Source organism: Streptomyces sp. NPDC086777 (assembly GCF_040702065.1).
Classification (GTDB): domain Bacteria; phylum Actinomycetota; class Actinomycetes; order Streptomycetales; family Streptomycetaceae; genus Streptomyces.
In genome coordinates this window covers 52258-76953 of the sequence record NZ_JBFBJI010000035.1, presented here as the reverse complement: position 1 = coordinate 76953, position 24696 = coordinate 52258, and the positions used below count along the sequence as shown (strand labels likewise).

The window sequence follows — 24696 nt, the reverse complement described above, 5'->3', positions numbered from 1 at the left end:
CGACGATCGCGTTCACGTGTTCCGCAGAGCAGGAGTCCTGATGACGACAGTGGAGGGCCGGGCGGTTCCGCCGCCCCGGCGGTCGGGTCCCTGGTCGGCGTTCAGCCTTCAGGCCTCGGTGGTGGTCTTCTTCCTCGCGGGGGCCAGCGCGCCCACCCCGCTTTACGCCACGTACCAGCAGGAGTGGCACTTCTCACCGATCACCACCACAGTGATCTTCGGCGTGTACGCGGTGGCCATCCTGCTGGCGCTCCTCGTCGTCGGCTCGTTGTCGGACCATGTCGGCCGCAGGCCCGTGATCTTCGGTTCGATCGTCGTCCAGACGGCGGCAGTCGTGGTCTTCGCGGCCGCTGACGGCGTTCCGGCTCTGCTGTGCGCCAGGATCCTCCAAGGACTCGCGACGGGCACGGTCGTGGGAGCCGTCGGCGCGGGCATGATCGACATCCGGCGTTCCGCGGGAACCCTCGCCAACGCGGTGACGCCGGCAGCCGGGACCGCCGTTGGCGCCCTGGGTTCGGGGCTGCTGGTGACCTACGCCCCGCAGCCAACTCATCTCGTTTACCACATCCTTTTCGGCATCTACGTCCTGCAGGCCGTCGGGGTGGTCCTCATGGCAGAGACGGCGGCCCGCACACCGGGCGCGCTGCGCTCCCTGCGCGTGACCTGGTCGGTGCCGGCGCAGGCGCGCGGCCCGCTGCTGCGGGTCGCTCCGGTCGTCCTGGCCGTCTGGGCCCTGGCGGGGTTCTACGGCTCGCTGGGCCCTGCACTGGTCCGGGGTGTCGTCACCGGTGAGGGAGCGCTCCTGGGCGGACTGGCGCTGTTCACTCTCACGGCCAGCGGCGCATTGACCGTTCTGGTCCTGCGCTCCGCTGCACCGCGTACCACCATGCGGATCGGCACTGTGGCCCTGATCGCGGGTGTCGCCCTCACCCTGCTGTCCATCGCAATCGGATCGGCGGGGCTGTTCTTCACCGGCACAGCGGTCGCGGGAGTCGGATTCGGAGCCGGATTCCAGGGGGGCATACGCACCGTCGTCCCCCTTGCCGAACCGCACGAGAGATCGGGACTGCTGTCCGTGATGTATCTGATCTCCTACCTGGGCTTCGGCCTCCCGACCATTGTGGCGGGAGTGATCGTTGTGTACGGCGGTGGAGTGGAGAGGGCTGCCTACATCTACGGGATCGCCGTGATGCTTCTCGCGCTGCTGGCTCTCATCAGCACATTCGGGCCCTCGGGGGCCAGAGCCCCTGCGGCGCCGGAGGCCGTGTCGGGACGCGCGCCCGGCACCGGCTCCGCGGCCGTCGACGTGTGCGCCGACGCCTGCCACGCCGGGCCGTCCGGGCACGGTCCTTCGCTGAAGGTCAGCACCCTGGCACACAAGGGAGACGAACCCCGATGACGCAAACCGTGCCCTCTCTCGCACCCCGGATCGTCGTCGGTGTGGATGGCTCCTCGTCCTCGAAACGGGCTCTGGCCTGGGGGCTTTTCATGGCGCGGACGACCGGGAGCGTCCTGGAGGTCGTGACAGCCTGGCAGAACCCCACTTCCTGGACCGGCGTCGCGGACGACTGGGACCCCGTCGCGGAGGCGCAAGCCATGCTCACAGCCTGTTGCGCCGAGGTGCTCGGTGACGACCAGCCGTCGGATCTTCGGCTCACGGTGCTCGAAGGGCCCGCCACGGCCGCTCTCCTCTCTGCCGGCGCGGGGGCAAGGATGCTCATCCTCGGCAGCCGGGGTCACGGCGGGTTCGCGGGGCTCCTGCTGGGTTCGGTCAGCGCCGCGTGTGCAGAGCACGCCGCCTGCCCCACCCTGATCATCCATGGCGACGACCTGCCTCCCGGTCCGACTCCCGCCTCGCTGCCAAAGGTTCACGAGGTGAGCCACCCGGACGACGCCGGATGCCGTGCAGCTGCTCCCGCCGCTCGGCCCACACTCAAGCCAGGGGAAGAAGGAGCACGATGACCACCGACAACGACCACGACACCGGGTCCGCAGACCAGACGCCGCAGCGTCGCCCCTATCCGCATCCCGCCGCCGGATGGGGTGCCGCCAAGAGTGTCGGGCAGTTCCTGCTGCGCGAGCACAGTCTGGTGGCCGGCACGCGCGCCATCCAGCGCATGAACCACGAGAACGGCGGCTTCGACTGCCCGGGGTGTGCTTGGCCGGACGACCGAAAGGGCCTGCACCTCGACATTTGTGAGAACGGCATCAAGCACGTCACCTGGGAGATGACCCGTAAACGGGTCGACCGGGAGTTCTTCGCGGCGCACACCGTGACGGAGTTGATGGAGTGGTCCGACTTCGACCTCGAGAACCAGGGACGGCTGACCGAGCCGATGGCCTACGACCCGGCGAGTGACCAGTACGTGCCCATCGGATGGGACGAGGCGTTCGCCATGGTCGGTGAGGCGCTGCGCACTCTCGACGACCCGAACCAGGCCGCCTTCTACACGTCGGGCCGGCTGAGCAACGAGGGTACGTTCCTGTACCAGTTGCTGGCCCGGGAGTTGGGCACGAACAACCTGCCGGACTGCTCCAACATGTGCCATGAGGCGAGCGGACGGGCTCTGCAGGCATCCATCGGAACCGGTAAGGGCACCGTCGACCTGAGCGACTGGCAGTCCACGGACGCACTGTTCGTCTTCGGCGTGAACGCCGCCTCCAACGCCCCGAGAATGCTGACCTCCCTGGCCGAGGCCCACCGGCGCGGGGCACAGATCGTGCACGTGAACCCCATGATCGAGGCCGCCGCGGGCAGCACCATCGTCCCGCACGAGTTCATGGAGATGGCCCGCTTCCGTGCCACCCCAACCAGCACGCTGAACCTTCAACCGCGCATCGGCGGCGACATGGCCCTGCTGCGCGGCATGGCCAAGGCCGTCCTGGATTCCGCACGTGTCGATCCCTCGGCCGTCGACCGGGCCTTCATCGAGCAGTGCACCAGCGGCTTCGATGCCTATCGCGCGATGTGCACAGCAACATCGTGGGAGACCATCGAGCGCCAGTCCGGAGTCAGCCGTGACGAGATCACCACGGCGGCCGACATCTATCTGGCCTCGGAGCGCACCATCATCAGCTGGTGCCTCGGGCTGACCCAGCACGAACACGGCGTGGACACCGTACGGGAGATCGTCAACCTCCTTCTGCTGCGCGGAAACCTGGGCCGGGAGGGCGCCGGCCCGTCACCTGTGCGGGGCCACAGCAACGTCCAGGGCAACCGCACCTGCGGCATCGACCACCGGCCCTCTCCCGCGTTCCTCGACCGCCTGGGCGAGGCGTGCGGCTTCACCCCGCCCCGAGACCACGGTCTGGACACCGTGGGCACGATCGAAGCCATGAACCGCGGCGAGGTGAAGGTCTTCGTATGCCTTGGCGGCAACTTCGCCCTGGCGGCCCCCGACACTCCGTACACGTATGCCGGTCTCCAGAACTGCGACCTGACGGTCCAGGTCAGCACCAAGCTGAACCGCAGCCATCTCGTGCACGGCCGCCGAGCACTGATCCTTCCCTGCCTCGGCCGAACCGAGAAGGACCACCAGCAGAGCGGCCTGCAGAGCGTGTCCGTCGAGGACGCGATGAGCATGGTGCACCTGTCCCGCGGAATGAAGCGACCCGCGTCCCCCGCCCTCCGGTCCGAACCGGCGATCATCGCCGGGATGGCCCGCGCCGCACTCCCCGACAGCCCCACCCCCTGGGAGGACTACGCGGATGACTACGACCGCATCAGGGACACGATGGCCCAGGCCCTGGAGGGGTTCGAGGACTTCAACCAGCGCGTGCGCCAGCCACTGGGATTCCGTCTCCACCAACCCGCACGCGAACGGGTGTTCCTCACTCCGTCAGAACGTGCAGAATTCTCGCACGCCGAACTGCCCGACGTCCTTCCGGCCACCGGCACACTGGTCCTGGCCACGATCCGGTCGCACGACCAGTGGAACACTACGATCTACTCCGACAACGACCGGTACCGCGGCATCAAGAATCTCCGCACGCTCGTCTTCATGAACACCGAAGACATGCGGGAACGCGGAATCCGCCCGTTCGGCCCCGTGGACATCGTCGCCACCGCCAAGGACGACACCGAACGAGGCCTCAACGGCTTCCTCGCCGTCCCCTACGACATCCCGCAAGGCTGCGCAGCGGGCTACATGCCCGAGATGAACGTCCTGTGCGCCATCGGCGACTACAGCACACAGAGCGACCAGCCCCTCATGAAACACGTCAAGGTCACCATCACTCCGGCCGCAGCCGCCGTGCGACCGGAGGCGTCCTGACAGGACGCCAGACCTCGTTCCCCGTCGGGGACCGGATCGGAAAGCACCGGCCCGAAGACAGCCGGCTCACACCTCAGCATCGCGACGTCCGCGAGGCAGTCCCCGCCCAGCGCGACCGCCAGAGCAAAGTCCAGAAGGATCTTCCCAGGATCGTGGACAGCCCGCGGCTTGCGCCAGGACGCCAGGGCTGTGGATATCGCCTGGTCAAGGCCGATCTTGGGGACCGTCTCCAGCAGCAGGACCGCACCGGCCTGCGAGGCCACCCGCCGACCGTCTCCCTGGACACGGACACGCGGGTACGACGAGATAGGCTCTCTCACCTGCAAAGTGCTCTTTCCCTTGCAGCCAACAGGACCCTCAGCAAGTCCCATCGTTGCAGTTCAAGGGCACTTTCCGCGTTTCTGATCAACTCCTGGACAGCTCACCTGGTGAAAGCGCGAGGCTAAGAGCTGTCCCGTAACTACGGATCGGGACGGACGCCTCGGACATGTGCGATCACGTCTGATTGGCCCAGGCCGGGACGGTTGATCCGGCCTCGGCCTCGGATCACGCCGTATGCAGCCAGTCTTTTCCGCAGTGCGTCGGGGGCCAGGGGGCTCTCGAAGCCCTCACTGAGGCCTTGCCCTGTATCTGCGTACTCGTAGCGGACCGCGTACATCCTTCCCGCGTGATGCCATTCGCAGCGGACCAGAGGTCGCGCGAGGACTGCCTCGAACCACTCTGTCGCTCTGTTCGCCAGCTCCGTAGGGCTGCCTGCGGCTTCGAACTCACTCGCGGTCTGCCGGATAGTGAAGTCCTCGTCTTCGCCCGCATGAAGACCTGGAAAATCCTCCGCGACTGCCGCCTCAAAGGCGACGGAGTCCATCACGCCACGCTCGGCATTGCACGCATGCACAACCTCGCCCTCGCCGGATAGACGAGCGGCCCCGCACACCGCTGACGACTCCGGAGCGGCGGTTCAAAGATCATTTACGGGACAACCCTTAGTCATGGCCTAAACCACGTGACAGCGGCGAACGGGGTGAGGTCCTGGGCGCCGGCGACCTGGACGCTTCCGTCGGCCCGCAGGTGATGACAGGTGCCGTCGAGGATCACCATCTCGCCGTCTAGGCGGTTGAACGTACCCAAGCCGAAATCGCCGTGCCGAAGGAGTTCGCCGACCGTCACGTCGCCGTCGTACGCCCCGTCGATCAATGCCGCGATCGTCGAGGTCTGATAGATCACGACGAGCACGCCGCGCGCCAGGGAGAGTGTCGTGCTCGCTCCACAGATGGGCCACCACGGTTCTCGCCCATCGGCGGAACGCGGTATGCGAGTCTTCCGGTGGCGCCATGGCAACCACGCCTTCCCGGTTCCGGCTGACCGAGGATCCGCGCGGCCCTGCCGGCCGTGCCATAACGAGGCGGTCAGCCGTACGGGGGCTCCGCGCGCCGGACCCGAACATTCCGTCTGCCTTCCGTGCTGGCCGCATCTTGTGCAGGGCCGCCGCCCCGCACCTGTGCTGCCAGCGCCGAGTGCCGAGACGCGCTTCTCACCGTGCGGACCCACGTGCACAGGTGAAGCGCAGACACGCGCGACCGCAGGACATGCACCAATGCGAGTTATGTGCCTAATGTACCGAATAGCCACTTCGTGCTATCGGTCCGTGGGGGGTGGGAGTACGGCTCCCGCCAGGAGCGATGCCGTCCAGGGGCTGTTCGGTGGCCCCTCACCCGTTGATCCATCGAAGAGGTGCTGTTGTGGTGCATCAGTGGACGAGGCGCGAGGACGCGAGGTTGCTTACGGGGAACGGCCGCTACGTCGCCGACATCGATGCGCCGGGATGCCTCGACGCCGTGTTCGTCCGGAGCAAGATCGGCCACGGGCGGCTGCGTACGGTCGACTGTGCCACCGCCCGCGAAGTGGAGGGTGTGGTGGGCGCCTGGTCCGCGGCTGATCTGTCGGACATGCCCTCGTGTGCGCGTGTAGCCGCGTCCCTGCAGGACCTGCCTCCCGTGCCGCATACCGTACTTGCCAAGCTGTCCTCGGACGAGGCGGTCGTGGGCCGGGAATGGCCGGCTCTGGTCAAGGAACGCGTGCGGTACGCGGGCGAGGCCGTTGCCGTCGTTGTGGGCGAGGACCGCTACCGGGCCGAGGACGGTGCAGCGGAAGTCACCTTCGAAATCGACCCGCTGCCTGCGGTGGTCACACCGTCCGCCGCGGCCTCGGACGAGACGCTGCTGTTCGACGGACTGAGCAACGTCGCTCTGCGGGGCGGGACCGGCACGCCTATCGAGGACGCCGTGTGGCAAGAAGCGGCGGCCGTGGTGGAGGGCCGTTTCCGGCAGAACCTGCTGATGCCCACGCCCATGGAATGCCGGACCGTCCTCGCGGTGCCCGAGAAGGACCGGCTGACGATCTGGTCGGGACACCAGATGCCCCACCGGCTGCGACGAGAGATGGCGGTGCTGCTGGGCTGGTCGCAAGATCAGATCCGCGTGGTGGTACCGGACACCGGTGGGGCGTTTGGCGGCAAGAGCGCCTCGTTCCCCGAGTTCGTCGTGGTCGCCTTCCTCGCGGTGAAACTGAAGCGCCCGGTCCGGTGGATCGAGGACCGACTGGAGTCGATGATGGTCGCCACACGCGGCCGGGGCCAGGACCAGCGCGCCCGGCTGGCCGCCGACGCCGACGGACGGCTCCTGGCCTACGAGTTGCACATCGACGCGGACGTCGGCGCCTATCCCCACCTGGGGGTCGGCCTTCCGATGCAGACGGCCTGGATGTCGACCGGGGCCTACAGGACTCCCCGGGTGCACTCGACAGTGCGCTCGATCCTCACCAATACCATGATCACCTACCCCTACCGGGGCGCCGGACGTCCCGAGGCGGTCGCCGCGATCGAGCGTTGCATGGACATGCTGGCAAGGAAGCTGCGGATCGACCCGGCGGAACTGCGCCGCCGCAATTTCATCCCGCCCGAAGCTTTTCCGTACACGACTCCCAGCGGCCGGACCTACGACAGCGGTGAATACGCGCGCGCGCTGGACCTGGCGCTGGAGACTGTTGACTACGACGCCTGGCGCGCCGAGCAGGTCCGTCGCCGGCGCGACCCGATGGCCAAGCCGCTGGGTATCGGTCTGTCCTGCTACGTCGAACGGTCGGGCGGAGAGCCGGGCGGACTGCACGAGTTCGGCAGCATCGAGGTCGGCGCGGATGGCTTTGTCACCGTGCGGTGTGGGGCAGCCTCCAGCGGCCAGAGCCACGAGACCGTCTTCCCGGCGCTGGTCGCCAAGACTCTGGGCATGGACGAGCAGCGGGTGCGGCTCATCGAGGGCGACACTGACGAACAGTCAGAGGGCCTCGGCTCCTTCGCCAGCCGGACCGCCCAGGTCGCCGGCGCCATGCTGCAGCACGCCTCACAAGTGGTCATCGCGGAAGCCCGGCAGCGGGCCGCGACCTTGTGGGACGTTCCCCCAGAAGAGGTGGAGTGGTCGGACGGCACCGTACATGCCGCCCATGATGGTTCAGCAGCCATGGACATCGGCGAACTCGTGAAGGCGACCGGGCCACTGCGCGTGGAGGACCGCTTCGAGACAGGGATGGCGTTCCCCTTCGGCTCCCACGTCGCGGTGGTCGAAGTCGACCAGGAGCTCGGCACCGTGGAACTACTGAAGGTAGTGACGGTCGACGACTGCGGAGTGGTCCTCAACCCCGACATCGTCCGTGCCCAGGCCTTCGGATCCGCAATTCAAGGCATCGGCCAGGCCCTGTATGAAGCCATCCCCTACGACGACAACGGCACGCCCATGCTGGCCAACGGTCTGCTGGACTACCTGCTGCCGACCTATACCGAGGTGCCGCCCATCGTGGTGAAAGACACCTGCACGCCGAGCCCCAGTTCGCCTCTGGGGGCCAAGGGCGCCGGGGAGTCAGGCTGCATCGGGCTCCCGGCCGCAATCGTCAACGCAGTGGTCGACGCCTTGCGCCCGGCCGACCCGGACCTGTTGCAGATGCCGCTCACCCCGGACGTGATCTGGCGCGCCGCCCAAGCCCCGAAGCAGGAGGAAGACCGGTGAAACCCGCCGCCTTCGACTACGTCGCCCCCCACACCGTGGCAGAGGCCGTCGACGCCCTGGGTAGCGGGGACCGCAAGGCTCAGGTCCTGGCCGGCGGCCAGAGTCTGCTCCTGGAGATGCACCTTGAGCGCATCCGCCCCGACCTGGTCGTCGACATCAACCGCATCGAGGAACTCGATACCTTGCAGGTCAGCGACGGCTCTGTACACGTCGGCGCCCTGATCCGTCACCACGTCTTCGAGTCCGATCAGGCCGTACCGGGGCCCCTTGGCTCGCTGTTCTCCCTCGCCGTCGTCAACATCGCACACCCCCCGATCCGATCTCGGGGAACCATGGTGGGCAGCTTCGGGTGGGGCCATCCCGCGTCCGAGTGGTGCGCCATCGCCATGGCCCTCGACGCTGACATCCACCTGCACGGCCCCCAAGGAACACGCACCGTTCCGGCCCGTGACTACTTCCACGGCCCCCTCGAGACGGACCGCCGGCCTGGTGAGCTGATCACTGCCGTGCAGTACCCGCTGCTGGCCGAGCACACCGGCGTCGGCTTCATCGAACATCGCCGTACCCACTTCTGCTTCGCCCAGGTCGCCGTCTCCGCCGCACTCACCGTGGACGACGGAGTGATCACACAAGCGCGCATCGGACTGGTCAACTGCGCCGACCGGCCTCTGCGGGCGCACAACGCGGAGCAGGCTTTGACCGGCGTCGAGATCGGCGCCTTGTCAGACGGATACCGACTGCCCGCGAGCCATCCCTTCGCCCGAGCGGGACGCATCGCTGCCGAACAGGACGCGGCGCCCCTCGCCGAGCCGTATGCGGACCTCGAATACCGGCGGCACGCCATCGCGGTCGTGACCGCCCGGACCTTGTGCCAGGCCGCCACAGACCACCGCTCCCGCATCGCCCGGACCAGAGGAGGCAACCGATGAAGATCACGCTCACGGTGAACGGCGAGGAGTTCCCGCTCGACGTGGAACCCCGGCGGATCCTCGCGGACGCTCTGCGGGAGGACTGTCGGCTCACCGGTACCCACCTGGGGTGCGAACACGGCGTGTGCGGTGCCTGCACCGTCCTTGTCGACGGCGAGGCTGTCCGCTCCTGCCTCATGCTGGCCGTGCAGTGCGACGGCAGCTCGATCCGCACCGTGGAAGGGCTGGCCAGCCCGGACGGCGAACCCAGCGCACTCCAGAAGGCCTTCTCCGCCGAGTACGCCCTCCAGTGCGGCTTCTGCACACCGGGATTCCTGATGGTGGCTGCCGGCGCGCTCGAAGCAGATCCGCACCTTGCCGACCATCCCGAGCGTGTGGATCACATCGTCGGATCTAACATCTGCCGCTGCACCGGATACGCACCCATCCGCCGCGCGATCATGCGGGCCGCCAAGGAACAGCAGCAGGAGCCCGTCACCTGACCTGGCCCGCGCAGCCTCCCGTGGGGTACCCGAAGGGTCGAGCACAGTGGGAAGAGGCCGGCGGAATGTGCCTGTGCCCATTCACTGGCAGTTGTCACCCTCGCCTGCGTTGAGGAGCGCATATGGCTGTAACGGGAAACATCCGCGCTGGAGTCGTCGACGTCCACGCCCACTGGCTCCCCGACGATCTACTCTCCCTTCCGCCAGGCTCCCCGCTCGGCGAGATGAACGACCGCGACGGCAATCTGTTCCTCGGCGATCACCCACTTTTCCTCGCCACCGAAGCGATGACCGACATCGACGCCGTTATCGCCGACACGGCGACGGCGGGTCTGGGAGCCCGCGCTGTCTCGGCGCCACCCTTCGCGTTTCCCGTGTTCTTCCCAGCCGAGGCCGACGACTACATCACCGCCTACAACGACCACCTTGAGCAGGCCGTCGCTTCCTCCGGCGGCACACTGGTCGGACTCGGTCTGGTCCGCGTCGACGACGTGGACGCCGCCCGCCGTGAAATGGCTCGCCTGGCGGGCATGCCCGGCATCGCGGGCGTCGCCGTCCCGCCACTGGTGCAAGGTCGGTCCTACGGAAACGGCGTCATGCGGGAAGTTCTGGGCGCCGCCGTCGACACGGACCTCGCCGTGCTCGTCCACCCGATGCAACTGCCGCGGCCGGAATGGCAGGACCATTATCTGGTGAACCTGATCGGCAACCCGGTAGAGACTACAACCGCCGTGGCCTCGCTGCTCCTGAGCGGCGTCATGGACGAACTGCCGGACCTGCGAATCTGCTTCGTCCACGGCGGAGGCTGCGCGCCAGCCCTTCTCGGCCGGTGGGGACACGGATGGCGGTCACGGGAAGACGTGCGCCACGGCAGCAGCCGGTCGCCGGCCGAACCCTTCACCCAGCTCTACTTCGACACCGTCACCCACGACCCCGAAGTGCTCAGACTGCTGACGGCCCACGCTGCGCCCAACAGGATCCTGTGCGGAAGCGACTACCCCTTCGACATGGCGCAGCCCCAGCCCGTCCAGTTCCTTGTGGATCACGGCCTCTCCCCCGACGCCCTTGAGGGGAACGGCCGCGCTTTCCTCGGCATTCGTCCGTAGGCGTCAGAACGCGGAGGCACGCCGTGTCCGAACACCACGACTTCGCCGCACTCGTCATCGGCGGATCAGTGGGCGGCCTGTCGGCCGCGCACGAGCTGAGAGCCATCGGAGCCCACGTCGCCCTCTACGAGAGGTCTGTGGGCCAGACATCGGCGCGCGGCGCTGGCATTGTCATGCAGCCAGAGGTAAGGGCACTGCTGCTCCGTCTGGGCACAACGTCAGAAGCCGTGAGCGTCAAGCTGTACGAAACGCCGGCATCTGCACAAGCACGGAAAGCCCACGCTGTACGAAGCACCGCAGCTCATGACTGCCTGGGACACGCTCTACCGAGCACTACTGACCTTGGCGTTTTAGGGTCAGTTCGGTCTGTCGAGGGCGAGGCCCGTCCCGGCGAGGAACCCGCCGAGGATGGTGTGCCGGTACTGCAGTGCCTTGAGACGCCTGCGGAGGAGGGTCTCCAGCTCACTGAGGGTGCGGGCGGCGAGGTTGCCCAGGCTGCGCTTGACATGCGCCCACAGGCCTTCGACCGGGTTGAGCTCGGGCGCATACCCGGGCAGCAGGATGCTGGTCAGCCGATCCCGCTCGGCCACGAGTGCCTTCATCGTCTTGGAGATGTGGGTGCTCAGTCGGTCCCACACCACAATCAGCGGGGCCTTGAGCAGTTGGTGGGCACCGTCGAGCAGGTGGATGTAGTCGCTTTCGCCGAGCGAGCGGCGCTCGCCCCTGCGGCCGGTATGCCGGCGCAGCCGGTAGCACAGGCGGGCGGGCAGGCCGGGCCGGTAGCACAGCAGCCCGGCCGCAGAGAGCCGCCCCCGGCTGGGGCCGGATACCTTGACTCTCGGGGTGATGCCGCGTCGGCCCCAGGTGCGGCCCTTGGGCGGACGGCCGGTCACGCCCGCTTCGTCCTCGAAGCAGACGAACGCGCCGGTCGCCGCCCGGAGGGTTTACCTCCTGCCAGGTCGCCTCCCTCCATGCGGTGATCGCGTCCTCGTCACGTTCGGCGGCGGGCCAGGCGGGCATCTGCACGCTGAAGCCCATCCGGTGCAACAGCCGGTGACTCCGGAGACGCTGTAGGAGGTGAAAATTCCGCCCGATCAGCGTGCGCACCCGTGCGGCGGTCCGCACCTGGTCGTCCGACCAACCGTGCGCGGCCGGCCCTTCTTCCAGCCAGTCGGCGAGCTTGGCCTGCAGGCCGGGACGGAGTCGGCAGTCGTAGCCCCGGTGTCCCTGGGACCGCAGCGCTTCCCGCCCGCCCGACGCCCAGGCACGGCGCCACTGGTAGACCGACTTCTCACTCACCCGTAACTCCCGGGCGATGCACGGGACTTTTACGTCCTCCTCGAAGAGGTCAGCGGCCCGCATGCGTACCTCTTCGCGACGCTTGCGCTGCTCGGCGGTCAGCCCGCCCCCGTCCGGATACCGCATACTTCCGAGCTACCAGCCAATAGGGACCCCGTCACCAGTTCCGACGACGTCCCAGACGCTATGACGCCAAGGTCAGTAATCCGTGGCACGGCCATCCGCCACGGCCCTCGCGAGGGGGAATTCGACGACCTTCTTGCCGTAGACGGCCTCGTTGCCCATGGAGTTGGCGAACGCGTCCGTCGCCGGGCTCTGGGGGCACCGGCGGCACGGGCGGATGATGTCGGCGCACTCCACCAGTTCCGGTGCGCCGAAGATACGGGGCGTTGCAGCCACCACGGGTCCCTCACGCCTCTGCAGCAGGGCTTGACACCTGACCGGGAGCCGGCGCCAACGGCTTCCGATCCGACGACGGTGCTCTCGCAGACGAGCGGCGAGGAAGGACAGGGATCGACTGGACACGTCCAGCGCGCACGGGTGGACAAGCACGTGAAGCCTCTGGTGGGTACCGGGTGATCTTGGTCGTGAACCCGTCTACCAGGGGCTTCACTCATATGTCGAACCCTATGCATATGACCGAGGCTGGCGGCTGGATCACTTCATTCCCCAACACGGGCTGCGGGAGCGGATTTTCTTGGAAGGATCCTAAAATCCCGGGCCGTGGCATCTTGTCGAGGAATGCACAGAACGTGGCACGAGAAAGAACCAAGCAGCGGTTTGAGGTATTGAAGCGCTGCGCGGGTGACGGGGCCGTGGCGCGATGCCCTGGGTGTCGCGCCTCTTCACCTCCGTGGCCTGCAGGGTCGCCCTCGGGAGACGGGCCGCCTTCACCGACTGCATGGATCATGTGGCCCGTTCACGTCGGTGCACGGGAGCCCTCGTCCGGTGGCTCTACCAGGACGGCAACGACCCCGCTGGTCGGAGCATCTCGCGCTCACCATCACCGGCTCCCGGCCACCGACCGGCTTACGAGGAGCGGGCCTTCGCTTGATGGTGAAGGTCACGGCAGCAGAGGCGCCCCGTGCATTCGATGCCGCCGCAGGTCCTGTGGTGTCGAAGGCCTAGGAGACGGCCGACGCGAGGAACATGTCGGGGTGACGCGATTGGAAGCCGGTCCGCTCGACAAGGCGGTTCGACCCCGCCTGCCAGGTGGCCCAGCCAGGGCAGGGTCGATGCCGATCAGCGCCGTGCCGGTGGCAGACCGTCCCCGGCTTCGGTGGTTCGGCGCTGGCTCTTCACGAGCCGCTTCGGGTGGATCGTTCCGCCGAGGGAACGTCACTCGGTCGTGCGCTGTTCACCGGACAGGCCGTGAAGCTGCCAGTCGCGAGGCGCTATGCCATAAGTGGCACGGAAAACACGGCTGAAATGGCTGGGGTTCACGAAACCCCAGCGTCGGGCGACGGTCGCCACCCCGAGTCCCAGAGCCGGGGACCGCAGAAGATCCCGACGGCACCGCTCCAGTCGCTGTATCCGGATCCACTCCCCGACGGTGGTTCCCTCCGTCTGGAACAACTTGTGCAGGTAGCGGGTCGAAATGAAGTGAGCGGCAGCGATGTCGGTGGGTGACAGATCCGGGTCGGAGAGGTTTTGCAAGATGTGATCCTTCACCCGCAGGATCATGGCCGGGGCAGTTTCAGGAGCCTGAGGCCTGAAGCGGCCGCGCCGCTCGTTGATGAACAGGGCCAGCAGGTCGAGCCCGGTGGCGACGAACTGACGGCCGACGGAGTCGTCGAAACCCGCTACTTCGCGCGCCATGCGCGCGAAGTAGGTCGCCACCATTGCGGCACTTCCGCCACGACCCGAGAAGGCTGTCGCAGTCAACGCCTGCACGTCCTCGTCCCGCACGCGAAGCTCCTTTCGAGGGAACTGAAAGGAGGTGAAGCAGACCTTGCCCTCCACCTTTTTTCTGAACACGCGAGACGAATCAGAAATGGAGAAATCTCCCGCCTGTATCAGGCACTCCCTCCCGTCCTGCTCCTTGACGGCGCTGCCTCTGCGCTGAAGCGTGAGGATGAGGAATTCTGTCTGGTCCCGGGCTACCAGTCGCTTGCTGCGCGTCACCTCTTGAGACCCGGTCTGGACGTCCGACACCTGAATGGCGCCCAATTGGTGGGTGACGATTCTTCCCGGCGACGGATCTTCCTCCAGGATATTGACATCGAGCGGTATGAACGCCTGAGTCACCGCTTCATGCCAGCGCTCTATCCGGTCGGCTGCGGACAGTGCCGCGGTGGAAAGGACGACGGACATCTGGCCCCCTTGGCATCCTGATCGACAGGGGTTCGGATCCGGCCACCGGATAGCCCGGTCACCGAAGAGGCGGTGTGCCTTCCAGAAGACCGTGCCAGTCGGCCTCGGTTGGGCACATCGCGTGAATCCGCTAGATCCAGGGCCCGGGCCAAGATGACTTCATTTGACGGCTCCGCTGGTGGCACCAGCGGCGAGGTGGCGCTGAGCGACGACGAGCAGGAGAGCGGCGGGGACGGACGTCAAGACTGTGGTGGCCATGACGGCGTTCCACTGGTTTGTGTGGGCACCGATGTACTGGTAGATGCCCAAGGTGATCGGCCGCACGGTCTGCTTGGTGGTCAGCGTGAGGGCGAAGAGGAAGTCGCTCCAGGCGAAGAGGAAGGTGAAGACGGCGGCCGTGATCAACGCGTTCCTGCTCACCGGGAGCACCACGGAGCAGAAAACCCGCAGCCGCCCGGCACCGTCCACATGCGCGGCCCCGATGATCTACCTGGGGATGCTCTGCATGAACGAACGCAGAATGATGATCGCGAAGGGGACCCCGGCGGTGGAGTCGGCGAGGATCAGTCCGAGGTAGGAGTTCAGGAGCCCCAGGTCGTTGTAGGCGCTGTAGAGGGCGTTGGCCACGACGATGCCCGGCACCGTCTGTGTGACCAGGATGCCGAAGAGCACGAGGTTGGTTCCGTGGAGGCGGAACTGAGCCAGCGCATAGGCCGCCGGCGCGGCGAGCCCCAGGGTGAGGGCCACGCTGCCGAGGGCTACGACAAGGCTCGTGACGAGGTTGCCTCCCTGATCGCGCAGCGCGGTGACGTAACCACTGAGGTCCGGGTGGAAGGGGAACCAGCCTCCCCGCAGAGGGTTCCCCGCCGGCTGGAGGGAGGCGTTCACGACCCAGTAAACGGGAAACAGCATCAGCGCGAGCAAGGCGATCCCGACGATGGTGGACGGCCACCCACGGGCCGGTGCGCGCTTCACGGGGCACGGTCCCCTCTCACACGTTCCGGGCGCGACGGTTGGCACGCAGGTAGACGATGGCGAAGGCGAGAGAGATGACGATGAGCACGTTGCTCATTGCGGCACCGCGCCCAAACTCGAACTGCTGAAAGGACAGCTCGTAGGACTGGGTGGCGAGAGTCTCCGTGGCGCCCGCCGGACCTCCGCCCGCCACTACGAGGATGATGTCCAGCACCTTGACCGTGTAGACCACGCCCAGCACCAGCACGACACTCACCACAGGCCGCAGCAGTGGCCAGGTCACATGACGGAACGAAGCCAGCGGGCGGGCTCCGTCCAGTTTCGCCGCCTCGTACATGTGTCTGGGGATGTCCTGCAGACCGCCGTACAGGATCGCGGTGTTGAGGGGGATTCCGACCCAGATGTTGATGAGGATCACCGACACCAGCGCTTGTGAGGTGCCGGTGAGCCAGGGGATGCCGGACGACGAGAGACGCAGGGCGCGCAGTGCCGCGTTGACGACTCCTGTGTCGGGGTCGAGCATCCACCTCCACGCGGTTCCGGAGACGACCAGCGGCAGTAGCCACGGCAGCAACAAGACCGAGCGCAGGACGCCGTTGAGCGGGAAGCGGCGCTGGAAGAACAGGGCGAAGGCCAGGCCGAGTGTGAACTGCCCGACGATCGACCCGGCGGTGAACAAGATCGTGGTCAGCAGAGCCTTGGAGAACAGGCCCGACGCAAGGGTCTTCGAGTAGTTCTGCAGGCCCACGAACGGCGCGGCACCCGTGTAGAACGTCGTGATCGTGTACTGCTGGAAGCTCATCACGACGTTCTTGGCGATCGGGTAGCCGAAGAACAGCAGCAGGTACGCCGCGGCGGGCATGATGTACATCCACTGGGCCAGCCGCTCCCAGGACCGTGCCCGGGCCGGGTCAGTCACTGGTCGCGATCTGCTGGGCATGCCTGAGTGCTTCCTGCGGTGTCTGCTCGCCCGTCAGCGCGGACTGGATCGCGGTGTATATCCCGGTCGCTGCCTTGGGCCACTTGACGCCGAGTTCGCTGGTACGGGCGCGCGCGGCTTCCACGCTCTTGACGAAGGCGGCCATTGACGGGACCTGCTCGGCGTACTGGGAGGCCATGGCGGTGCGGGAGGGCACGGTGAAGTGCTGCTCGGCCAGGGCGAGCTGGTTCGGGGAGCTGTTGAGGCAGGCGAGGACCTGGGCGGCCTTCTCCTGCCGGGACTTGGAAGCGTTCTGCGGGACCGTCCACACCTCACCGCCGAGCGGTGTGACCGGGGTCTGTCCCGTCCGGGGGACGGGGATGGGCGCCACCCCCCCAGTGCAGGTTCTTGTCCTTGTTCAAAGCCGGAATCCGCCAGGGCCCGTTGATCATCATGGCCGTCCTGCCGGCCACGAACTGATCGTGGACGTCGGCCTGTGTCCAGTTCAGCACCGACTTCGACATGGATCCGCTCTTGACCAGGTCGACCCACAACTGCAGTGCCTGCGCTGCCTGCGGAGTGTCCAGCCGCTTCTCGTCACCGCCGTTGGACCACAGGAAGGGCAGGAACTGCCAGGTGCCCTCGAACGTGGGGTTCGCGTCGACCGCCATGCCATAGCGCCCAGGACGGGTCAGCCTGGCCGCCGCCGTCTCCAGTTCGTCCCAGGTCCTCGGTACGGCGACACCGGCCTCGGCGAGCATGTCTCTGTCGTAGAAGAGGGCGATCGTGCTGACGTAGGGGGCCAGACCGTACAGCTTGCCCTTGTAGGTGCCCGCCGACAGGATGCCCTTGGCGAAGCCGCTGGAGTCGATTCCGTACTGCTCCAGCGGGGTCAGCGCGCCGGTCTGCGCGATCTGTTGCAGGTCCGGGTTGTCCAGCATCAACAGGTCGGGAAGTGTCCGCGACGACGCCTGCTGCAGGACCTTGGGCAGGAGCGACGCCCCCGGAACGCTCGTCTGCTCGACCTTTACGCCGGCGGTCTTGCCGCAGGCGGTGAGCATCTCGCCCCATTGACTGTGTTCGGGTTCGTCGGTGTAGTAGTCGAGCGCCGTGACGGACGTGACCCTGCTGGTGGCGGACCCGTCGCTGCTTACGCCGCTACAGCTGGCGACGGCCAGTGCCAGGGCGACGGCCCCGCTCAGGAGAGGGGCTGGACGCCGCGCCGGCAGTCTGGCCGGTGAGATCATGCTGGTGCCTTTATCGATGGACGTCTGAGACCGGCATCGGCGTCGCAGGGGTGGCCGACTTCGGATTCCGGGGGTGCCCGCAAGGTGGCCCATACCGGCGTCTTCCGTTCCCATGCATGCCATAGGGCTCTACACCATGGCGTTGATCATCTTTTTTCCCTGCTCATAAGGGCTGTCTCTGTTCGTCGCCGTCGCCGCGACCGGTGTTCTGTTCGGCGGCTTCCTGGATCATTGCCGCCACGGCGTCGGGCTGCGACAGCACAACGGCGTGTGAGCCGTCCAGCAGGTATTCGGTGGCCGCCATGCGTTGTGCCATGAAGCGCTGAGCGGTGGGACTGAGCATCCGGTCGGCGGTTGCGATGGCGTACCAGGACGGCTTGGAGGCCCAGGCGGGCGGGCCTGATCTGCTTGTCAGTGCGCTGTGGACGATCGGGCGTTGCGCCACAGACATCACCTTGTTCACGTGGGGTGGAAGGTCTCCGGCGTACACCGGCGGGAACCGTTCCTCACTGATATAGAGCTCGCTGTCCGGGCCGCCGGGAAAGTGCTCGGGAAGGTCGGCGGTGACGGTGGCGTCGGCCGCCGGCATGGGGGGAAACCGGCTGGTGATGTCCAGGATGCACTCGCCGGCGTCGAGGCCGAACGCTGCGACGTAGCACAATGCCACGACGTTGTCGGCGTCGGTGGCGGCTTGCGTGATGACCGCGCCGCCGTAACCGTGGCCGACCAGAACGACAGGGGTGTCGATGTCGCGCAGCACTTTTTTGATGTAGGCAGCGTCATGGGTCAGGCCGCGCAGTGGGTTCGCCGGGGCGCGCACGGTCAAGCCGGCGGAGTGAAGGAGTCCGATGACCCCGGCCCAGGATGACGCATCGGTGAACGCCCCGTGCACAAGCACGACGGTTGGCGGTGGGGGGTGAGATGGCATGGCGTGCCCTCCGATTGAGTTCGCTGTCCCAGCCAAGTGGGTTCCAGCACGGAGCGGCATCGCGTGAACGTACCAATTCATCCGCAGGTTCGTTCAGTGTCGGGCAAGGCCATGACCAGGTGGGCGAGTTGGACCCGGGAGTTCACCGCTAGCTTGCGGAAGGCGGAGGTCAGGTGCGTGTTGACGGTGTGCGGGGAGATGACGAGGAGGTCGGCGGCCGACCGGTTTGTATGCCCGTCGGCGATCAGGCATGCGACCTTCTTCTCTGAGGGCGTCAGGGCGCCCCATCCCTGGACGGGGCGTTGCTTGGTTACGGCTCTGCCGCTGGCGGCCCCTGCACCGTCCAGGTCATGCTGCAGACGGGCAGCTGCGGCGTGAGCGCCTGACTCGGCGAACATGGCATGAGCCTGCGTCAGGGCGGCCACGGCCTGAGGTCTCCGGCCCGCTGCGAGGAGCGCCTGTCCGAGGTCGGCGTAGGCGGCTGCCCGGACCAGAGGGCGCGGGCTTTCCTTGAGCAGTTCTACAGAGTCTTCGAGCAGGGCGGGATCGTTCTTAGCGAGCCCGCGGGCCTGGGCCGCGATGCCTCTGGCGGTCGGCGCGGCGGGGTTGCGTTCGGCGTGGGCCTCGGCTTGTGCGGCCAGGTCCTCGGCGAGCTCGTGATCGGCGCCGCGTAGAGCGATGCGTATTGCGTAGTCGACCCAGTCGCGCAACAGCCGCCAGCGCATGAAAAAACCTTCCTGCTGCACCTGTCGGATCTTGTCGACGGCAAGCCCGATGTCCCCGTCGGTCTCGGCGTGGACGGCTTCCAGGAAACGCACCGCGGCCGTGTTGCCCGGGTTCGGTTTGACCGCCAGTCTCTCCTGGGCTGCGGCCAGGTGCTCCCGCGCTGCTTCCCGGTCGCCGCGCAGCAAGGCGATCCGGGAGCGGATCACCCGGGCGTTCACCTGCTGGACGGGTACCTGTATGTCGTCTTCCAGGCGCTCCATGGTCATGAAGCTGGCGTCGGCGTCGTCGAGCTGGCCGAGCCCCAGATCGTGCTGGCCCTGTGCCCACAGCATCATCGCCTGACGCACCGGCCCGGCATTGTCCGCTGCTTGCAGGAGCAGCCGTCCGCCGGCCGCGAAGTCGTCCACGTGCAGGTGCGCGACGATCTCTTCGGGAAGGAAAGCGGAGTCGATGGTGCTGAGCGCGGCAAAGCGCTCCAGCGCGATGGTGTTCTCACCCGCGTTCTGCGCGATCTCGCCGAGCGCCGACAGGGCTAGGACGTGTGCTTCCCGGTCCCCGAGCGCGGTGGCAGCCTGCAGCGCCGCCTCGCCGGCCTCACGCGCCGCGACAAGATCCTGCCCCCGGGACAGCGCCAGCGCCCGCAGGGCGGCCAGCCTCACCCCGGCTTCCGGAGTGGCGCCTCCGACCGCGAGGGCCGATTCGGCCCGGCGGCGCAGTTCCTCGGCGAGATCCATGTTCCACAGCGTCCCGGCGAGGGCGGCCTGCAGCCGGCTGAACACCTCCAGGGGCGGTCGGCAGGCCAGAAGCCGGTCTCCGGTCGACAGCGCTTCTCGACTCCTGCCGGCTCGAGTCAGACAGAGGATCGCCTGCTCACCCACCTCGAACATCAGCGGTCGTGCGGACGGCACCAGGTCCAAGGCACGCGTCATCAGGTCGGCCGCGAGTCCCGGCGTGACCGGCAACACGTCCTCGGCGGCTTGTCGCAGCAGCGCCACGGCCTCCTCGTCTCCGGGCAGGGCGCCCCTGAGGATGTGCGGCACCGCGTCGACCGGCCGGCGGCCGGCGGCGACGAGGTGGCCGGCAGCCTCTCGGTGCAGGGCCCTCCGGGCTGACGGTGTGATGTCGACGTAGACGGCCTGGCGCAGCAGATCATGCCGGAAGACCAGCTGGTCGCCCTCGTCGCGCAGAAGCCCGGCACGCACCGCCTCCTCCAGCGCCGAGATCAACGTGGCGGGCGGCTGGCCGCACAGCGCGGCGGCGTCGTAAAAGCCGAACCGACGTCCCAGCACGGCTCCCATCTGGAGGAAACGCAGCGTGCCGGGCTGCAGGGATCGGAGCCTGCCACGCACACCCACCACGAGCGTCGAGGGCACGAGATCACCCGAGGTCTCTGCGGACCCTAGTCCCGCGAGCATCTCGACCGCGAGAAACGGATTCCCGCCGGCCCCGTCGAGCAGGTCCCGTACCCGTTCGTCAACGGCTGCCCCCAGGGTGTCGTCGGCGAGTTGGCGGATGGCCGCGACGGATAGTGGTCCCAAGGGCACCGTGACCGTCGGAAGCCCGTCGGCAGCTGCCGCAAGAATCTCTTCCGTCGGCCCGGCGGGGTCCAGTCGCCCGGCCAGCACCCACAGAACCGGCGAGGTCCGCAGGCGTACCGGAAGCTGCTTCAGGGCAAACCGGCTGAGCGGGTCGGCCCACTGCACGTCGTCCAGGCCGATGAACACCGGAGCACCGTTGGCTCTGGCTTCGATCGCCTCGGCGAGCCGCTCCACCAGCCAGATCCGCTGATCCTGGTTCCATTCGAGATCGGCGAAGGCGTCCCCGGACAGCAGCGGCTGGTCGCCCTGCAGGACGCAGGCCGCCAACGACGAGAGTGGCACTATGCGATGCAGCTCATCGGCCTTGCCGAGGCCGACGGAGAATCCCGCTGCCTTGGCCATGGCGACGGCCTCGGCGAGCAGCGTGGTCTTGCCGATGCCTGGTTCTCCCCGGATCAGGGCCAACCCGCCACCTCCGGTGCGGGCCACCGTGGCGATCAGTGCTTGAAGTTCTTCGAGTTCGGCCTCTCGGCCGCGCAGACCACTACGGGTCAGCAATCCGCCTGACCCCACCACATACGCCCCTTCCGGCCCGTACTCACCTGCCGGAGCCGGGCCCGGCCCATGCGGACAATTGACCGCTGCTGTCCGCAGCACATCACTTCCCCGAAGTGGGGATTCTGTCAATGGACCGTGCACGTGCGCATCACACGGGTCCGGCTGATGGCGGGGGGAGGGTGTGGGATACGAAGCAGTCACTCTGTGTGTTCGCGGGCGGCTGCCAGGCGGGTGAGTTCGACCCGGGAGGTGATGCCGAGCTTGGTGAAGGCGTGCCGCAGGTGCGAGCTCACGGTGTGCGGTGAGATCGCGAGACGCTCCGCGGCTTGCCGGTTCGTCAGGCCTTGAGCCACCAGTCGGATCACCGCGACCTCCGAGGCGGTCAGCTCCGGCCACACGGTGACGGACCCCTTGGACGTTGGTCGCCGCCTGGGTGCCCCCAAGGCCCGCAGGCGACGGCGGACGCGTGCGGCGTCCCGCTCCGCCCCGGCCTGGGTGTAGAGGTCGAGTGCCTGGTCGAGGTGAGGAACGGCGTAGACGACGCGCCGTGCGGCCAGCTTGCGCCCAGTGTCCTCAAGCGCCGAGGCCCGCGGAATCAGCCGAGGGAGGCCCTCGTACAACTCGACGGCGCGAAGGAGGAGAACGAGGTCGTTGTCGAGCAGCCCCCGGGCATGCGCGGCTGCCGCTGCCAGGATCGGGAACTGCGGGTTGAGGACTGCCCGCCGCTCCGCCACGGCGACCACTGTCGCGGCACGTTCCAGTGCGCCGGCCCGCAAAGCCATGCGGACAAAGACGGGAGCGTCGGCCGGATCGTCCGGGCTGGCCAGGGACGGGCCCTCCCGGTCGAACGTCCCGACGGACTCGTCGAGCAGAGTCATGGCCCGGCCAGGATCATCTTCAGCGTCCGCCACCAGTGCCAGTAGCCACGAGCCGACGTTGCGCACCAGGATCGCCGGGTCGTTGAGCATCCGCCTCACGTCGGCCGCGTACGCACTCGCCGCCTTGAGGTCGTTCGTGTGCAGGGCGACACGTATCAGCGTGTACAGGAGGGTGGCGTCGGCGAAGTTACCCATGCCCAGTTCGGCGGCCAGCGCGGACGCGGCCTCGGCCTCGGCCCGCGCGTCCTCCAGTCGCCCCGCGTCCAGCAGCACCCGGGATCTGTTCATGATCCACAAGCCCATGGCCGCGGCCTGGCCCTGTCGCTGAGTCTCGCGCACACCGGCCTCGGACTCGGCGAGTGCCTCGGCGGAGCGGCCCGCCGCGCTCAGCAGGAACGCCGTCCACAGAGCCTCCGGAACCCACAGCGAATGGGCGAATCCCACTTCGGCGGCCAGAGCCGAAGCCCGGTCCGCGCACTCGAAGGCGGCACTCCAGTCCATCCGGTAGAACCGCACGACCGAGTCGACGGCGACTGCAGTGGCCTCGGCGGCCTTGTCCTGAGCCTCGGCCGCGGCCTGCAGGGCATCGGACACAGCGTGGGCGGTCGCCTCGAAGTCTCCCACCATCGACAGGTCGAGGGCCCGCAGCGCAAGCAACTGTGCCCGCAGCGAGGCCGGGACACCGGGAAGAGCGGCTCCGGCCTCGGCCTGCCGGGCCGCCTCCGTGAAGTCGTACTGGCCGGACACCCGCGCCAGGCCGAGCCGCACCTGCGCCTCGGCCTCCGGTTCCATGCTGCCAGGCGGGATTGCGGCGGCCAGCCCCTGGGCCTCCGCCGGCTGTCCGGCCTGCCAGAGCAGCAGCATCGTCTCGGCGATGATGGCCGGCCGCTCGGGGGCTTGCTCCGCGGTGAGTTCCAGCGCCTGTCGGCTGAGTTCCACCGCTGACGACGGTGCGGACGTCGAGAGTTCCGCCGCGGCGGCTCTCAGCAGCTCCACGGCTCTGCGATTACCTGGCCCCGCACTGCCCAGAAGCAGGGCGGCTGCCTCGGTGACCGGTGCTCCGCGTGCCAGCAGGACTTCCGCGGCATGGCACCGCAGAGCCCGGCGTACGGACACAGGCAGGCTGCCCTCGACGGCCTCGCGGATCAGGTCGTGGCGGAACAGCAACCGGTCGTTCCGTTCGACGAGCAGATGAGAGTCGAGGGCCTCCTCCACCGGCGCGATCAGCGTCGCTGTCGGCTTGTCGAGCAGCTCGGCCAGGAGGTCGACGGTGACCGTGCGGCCGATGGCGGACGCAGTCTGCACGATCTCCCGGGTCGGTTCGGAGAGCTGGTCGAGACGCTGTCGCACGGAGGTCTGGAAACGGTCGGGAAGGCGTCCGCCCGTCAACCGCGCCACGTCGTGCTCGACAATCACCGATCGCTCGTCACGCATGCCACGGAGCAGTTCCACCAGGAGCAGGGGCACGCCCTCCGCCCGGCGGGCGGCACTCAGCGTCGCCGGATCCGGCGACGCTCCCAGCACGTCCTCGGTGATCTGGGCGACCGCAGCGTCGGCCAGCGGTCCGAGGCGGAGTCGATGGGCACCGGCCTGATCCAGCTGGTCCAACGTCGTGCGCACGCCGGTTGTCCTCGTGCCGCTGCGGACAGCCACCAGCCACAGGATGGCGTGGGAGGACAGGCGGGCTGACAGCGTACGCAGCGCGAGGAGTGTCACGTCGTCCAGCCACTGGACGTCGTCCAGGACGATGATCAGCGGCGTGTTGAGCGCCGCCTGTTCCAGCCGGTCCTGCAACTCCTGCAACAGCCAGAACCGCTGCTCGGGCGCCGCTGCGAGGTCACGCAGCTTGTCCATGTCGAACAACGGCTCCGGGCCCGTGAGCAGACCGTCCAACAGCGGGCCCAGCGGAACGAACTGGCCGTCGGGATCCGCGCCTCCGCGGAACACCCTCAGCCCACGGCGCACCGCGACGGCCTGCGCCTCCGACAGGAGACGGGTCTTGCCGCTGCCGGGCGCGCCTTCCACACACAGGATGCCGCCGCGGCCCTGAGCCAGCGCGTCGAACCGCGCACCGATGAAGTCCAACTCCTCTTCCCGGCCCCGCACGGGCGGCTGCACGCCACCGGGTTCGTCAGTAGGGAACGGCTGCTGAAAACGGTCCAAAGCGGGGTCCCCGTACGAGTGCCTGGTTAGCTAGGAGGAGACGGAACGTGTGGAACCAGGTGAGTGCCGCCGTTCCATGTCCCTTCGCCCGCAAAAGCATAAGGGCCAGCAAGTAGTAGGCGTCGGTGGGCGGCTCGTCTGGCGAGGGTTCCGGTCCCTCCTGACCCCCTGCCTCCTCCCAGATCACAGCCAGGCTGTACAGGTCGTTTGGCCTGCTCGCCAGCGAGTCGCCCCGCGCTGGTCGCGAAAACGATGATCGGCGTACCGATTACCTGGTCCGGTGAGAGCCACCCATAAAAGAGGAAG

At 67.8% G+C, this 24696-nt stretch carries 17 protein-coding genes and 5 pseudogenes; 8 read left to right on the top strand and 14 right to left on the bottom strand.

Annotation, left to right across the window (positions count from 1 at the left end):
• Positions 1-40 precede the first annotated feature (40 nt).
• Genes AB0472_RS35735 through AB0472_RS35725 form a run of 3 tightly spaced genes read left to right on the top strand, consistent with a single transcriptional unit; the run spans position 41 to position 4274 of the window.
• On the top strand, positions 41-1399 hold the full coding sequence (locus AB0472_RS35735; protein ID WP_366362839.1) for an MFS transporter: 1359 nt from the start codon (positions 41-43) through the stop codon (positions 1397-1399).
• Complete coding sequence (locus tag AB0472_RS35730) at positions 1396-1962, top strand: universal stress protein (RefSeq protein ID WP_366362837.1); 567 nt, start codon at positions 1396-1398, stop codon at positions 1960-1962. Before AB0472_RS35735 ends, AB0472_RS35730 begins: the two co-directional genes overlap by 4 nt.
• Positions 1959-4274, top strand: coding sequence for an FdhF/YdeP family oxidoreductase (locus tag AB0472_RS35725; protein ID WP_366362835.1), 2316 nt, complete (start codon positions 1959-1961; stop codon positions 4272-4274). The genes AB0472_RS35730 and AB0472_RS35725 overlap by 4 nt, the downstream gene beginning before the upstream one ends.
• A gap of 32 nt (positions 4275-4306) precedes the next feature.
• On the opposite strand, the pseudogene AB0472_RS35720 reads toward AB0472_RS35725, so the two are convergent.
• A pseudogene (locus AB0472_RS35720) lies at positions 4307-4594 on the bottom strand (transposase); the annotation flags it as partial.
• A gap of 479 nt (positions 4595-5073) precedes the next feature.
• On the opposite strand from AB0472_RS35720, the pseudogene AB0472_RS35715 reads away from it, so the two are divergent.
• Positions 5074-5190, top strand: a pseudogene (locus AB0472_RS35715) (IS5/IS1182 family transposase); the annotation flags it as partial.
• 71 nt (positions 5191-5261) lie between these two features.
• Here the strand turns inward: AB0472_RS35715 and AB0472_RS35710 are convergent.
• Positions 5262-5507: an acetolactate decarboxylase gene (locus AB0472_RS35710; RefSeq protein WP_366362833.1), complete on the bottom strand. Its 246-nt coding sequence runs from the start codon at positions 5505-5507 to the stop codon at positions 5262-5264.
• Positions 5508-6016: 509 nt separating this feature from the next.
• Between AB0472_RS35710 and AB0472_RS35705 the strand changes: the two genes are divergently transcribed.
• From AB0472_RS35705 to AB0472_RS35690, 4 genes are all read left to right on the top strand, one after another.
• Positions 6017-8329 (top strand): xanthine dehydrogenase family protein molybdopterin-binding subunit, encoded by a 2313-nt coding sequence (locus tag AB0472_RS35705; protein WP_366362831.1) that lies wholly within the window; start codon positions 6017-6019, stop codon positions 8327-8329.
• Positions 8326-9258 (top strand): FAD binding domain-containing protein, encoded by a 933-nt coding sequence (locus AB0472_RS35700; RefSeq protein WP_366362829.1) that lies wholly within the window; start codon positions 8326-8328, stop codon positions 9256-9258. Before AB0472_RS35705 ends, AB0472_RS35700 begins: the two co-directional genes overlap by 4 nt.
• Positions 9255-9740, top strand: coding sequence for a (2Fe-2S)-binding protein (locus AB0472_RS35695; protein WP_366362827.1), 486 nt, complete (start codon positions 9255-9257; stop codon positions 9738-9740). Before AB0472_RS35700 ends, AB0472_RS35695 begins: the two co-directional genes overlap by 4 nt.
• 122 nt (positions 9741-9862) lie before the next feature.
• A complete protein-coding gene (locus tag AB0472_RS35690; protein WP_366362825.1) occupies positions 9863-10846 on the top strand; it encodes an amidohydrolase family protein in 984 nt (327 codons plus the stop codon).
• Positions 10847-11202: 356 nt separating this feature from the next.
• Here AB0472_RS35690 and AB0472_RS35685 read toward each other — a convergent pair whose 3' ends face one another.
• The 12 genes and pseudogenes from AB0472_RS35685 to AB0472_RS35630 all read right to left on the bottom strand — a co-directional run bounded on the left by AB0472_RS35685 (position 11203) and on the right by AB0472_RS35630 (position 24345).
• Positions 11203-11739 (bottom strand): transposase, encoded by a 537-nt coding sequence (locus AB0472_RS35685; RefSeq protein ID WP_366362823.1) that lies wholly within the window; start codon positions 11737-11739, stop codon positions 11203-11205.
• A gap of 127 nt (positions 11740-11866) precedes the next feature.
• Positions 11867-12208, bottom strand: a pseudogene (locus AB0472_RS35680) (helix-turn-helix domain-containing protein); the annotation flags it as partial.
• A gap of 135 nt (positions 12209-12343) precedes the next feature.
• Positions 12344-12544, bottom strand: a complete 201-nt coding sequence (locus tag AB0472_RS35675; protein ID WP_366362869.1) for a hypothetical protein — start codon at positions 12542-12544, stop codon at positions 12344-12346.
• A 21-nt stretch (positions 12545-12565) separates the two neighbouring features.
• Positions 12566-12697 (bottom strand): annotated as a pseudogene (locus AB0472_RS35670) (IS5/IS1182 family transposase); the annotation flags it as partial.
• A 786-nt stretch (positions 12698-13483) separates the two neighbouring features.
• Positions 13484-14458: a helix-turn-helix domain-containing protein gene (locus AB0472_RS35665; RefSeq protein WP_366362821.1), complete on the bottom strand. Its 975-nt coding sequence runs from the start codon at positions 14456-14458 to the stop codon at positions 13484-13486.
• A gap of 159 nt (positions 14459-14617) precedes the next feature.
• Positions 14618-15370, bottom strand: a pseudogene (locus AB0472_RS35660) (carbohydrate ABC transporter permease).
• Positions 15371-15449: 79 nt separating this feature from the next.
• Positions 15450-16352 (bottom strand): sugar ABC transporter permease, encoded by a 903-nt coding sequence (locus AB0472_RS35655; protein WP_366362819.1) that lies wholly within the window; start codon positions 16350-16352, stop codon positions 15450-15452.
• Positions 16345-16743: a hypothetical protein gene (locus AB0472_RS35650; protein ID WP_366362817.1), complete on the bottom strand. Its 399-nt coding sequence runs from the start codon at positions 16741-16743 to the stop codon at positions 16345-16347. Before AB0472_RS35650 ends, AB0472_RS35655 begins: the two co-directional genes overlap by 8 nt.
• The gene (locus tag AB0472_RS35645; RefSeq protein ID WP_366362815.1) at positions 16685-17599 is read right to left on the bottom strand and encodes a sugar ABC transporter substrate-binding protein; all 915 of its coding nucleotides are present in this window, start codon (positions 17597-17599) and stop codon (positions 16685-16687) included. The genes AB0472_RS35650 and AB0472_RS35645 overlap by 59 nt, the downstream gene beginning before the upstream one ends.
• Positions 17600-17762: 163 nt before the next feature.
• Positions 17763-18527 (bottom strand): alpha/beta hydrolase, encoded by a 765-nt coding sequence (locus AB0472_RS35640; RefSeq protein ID WP_366362813.1) that lies wholly within the window; start codon positions 18525-18527, stop codon positions 17763-17765.
• Positions 18528-18604: 77 nt separating this feature from the next.
• Positions 18605-21349, bottom strand: a complete 2745-nt coding sequence (locus tag AB0472_RS35635; protein ID WP_366362811.1) for an AAA family ATPase — start codon at positions 21347-21349, stop codon at positions 18605-18607.
• A gap of 197 nt (positions 21350-21546) precedes the next feature.
• Positions 21547-24345 (bottom strand): AAA family ATPase, encoded by a 2799-nt coding sequence (locus tag AB0472_RS35630; RefSeq protein ID WP_366362809.1) that lies wholly within the window; start codon positions 24343-24345, stop codon positions 21547-21549.
• Positions 24346-24696: the final 351 nt, after the last annotated feature.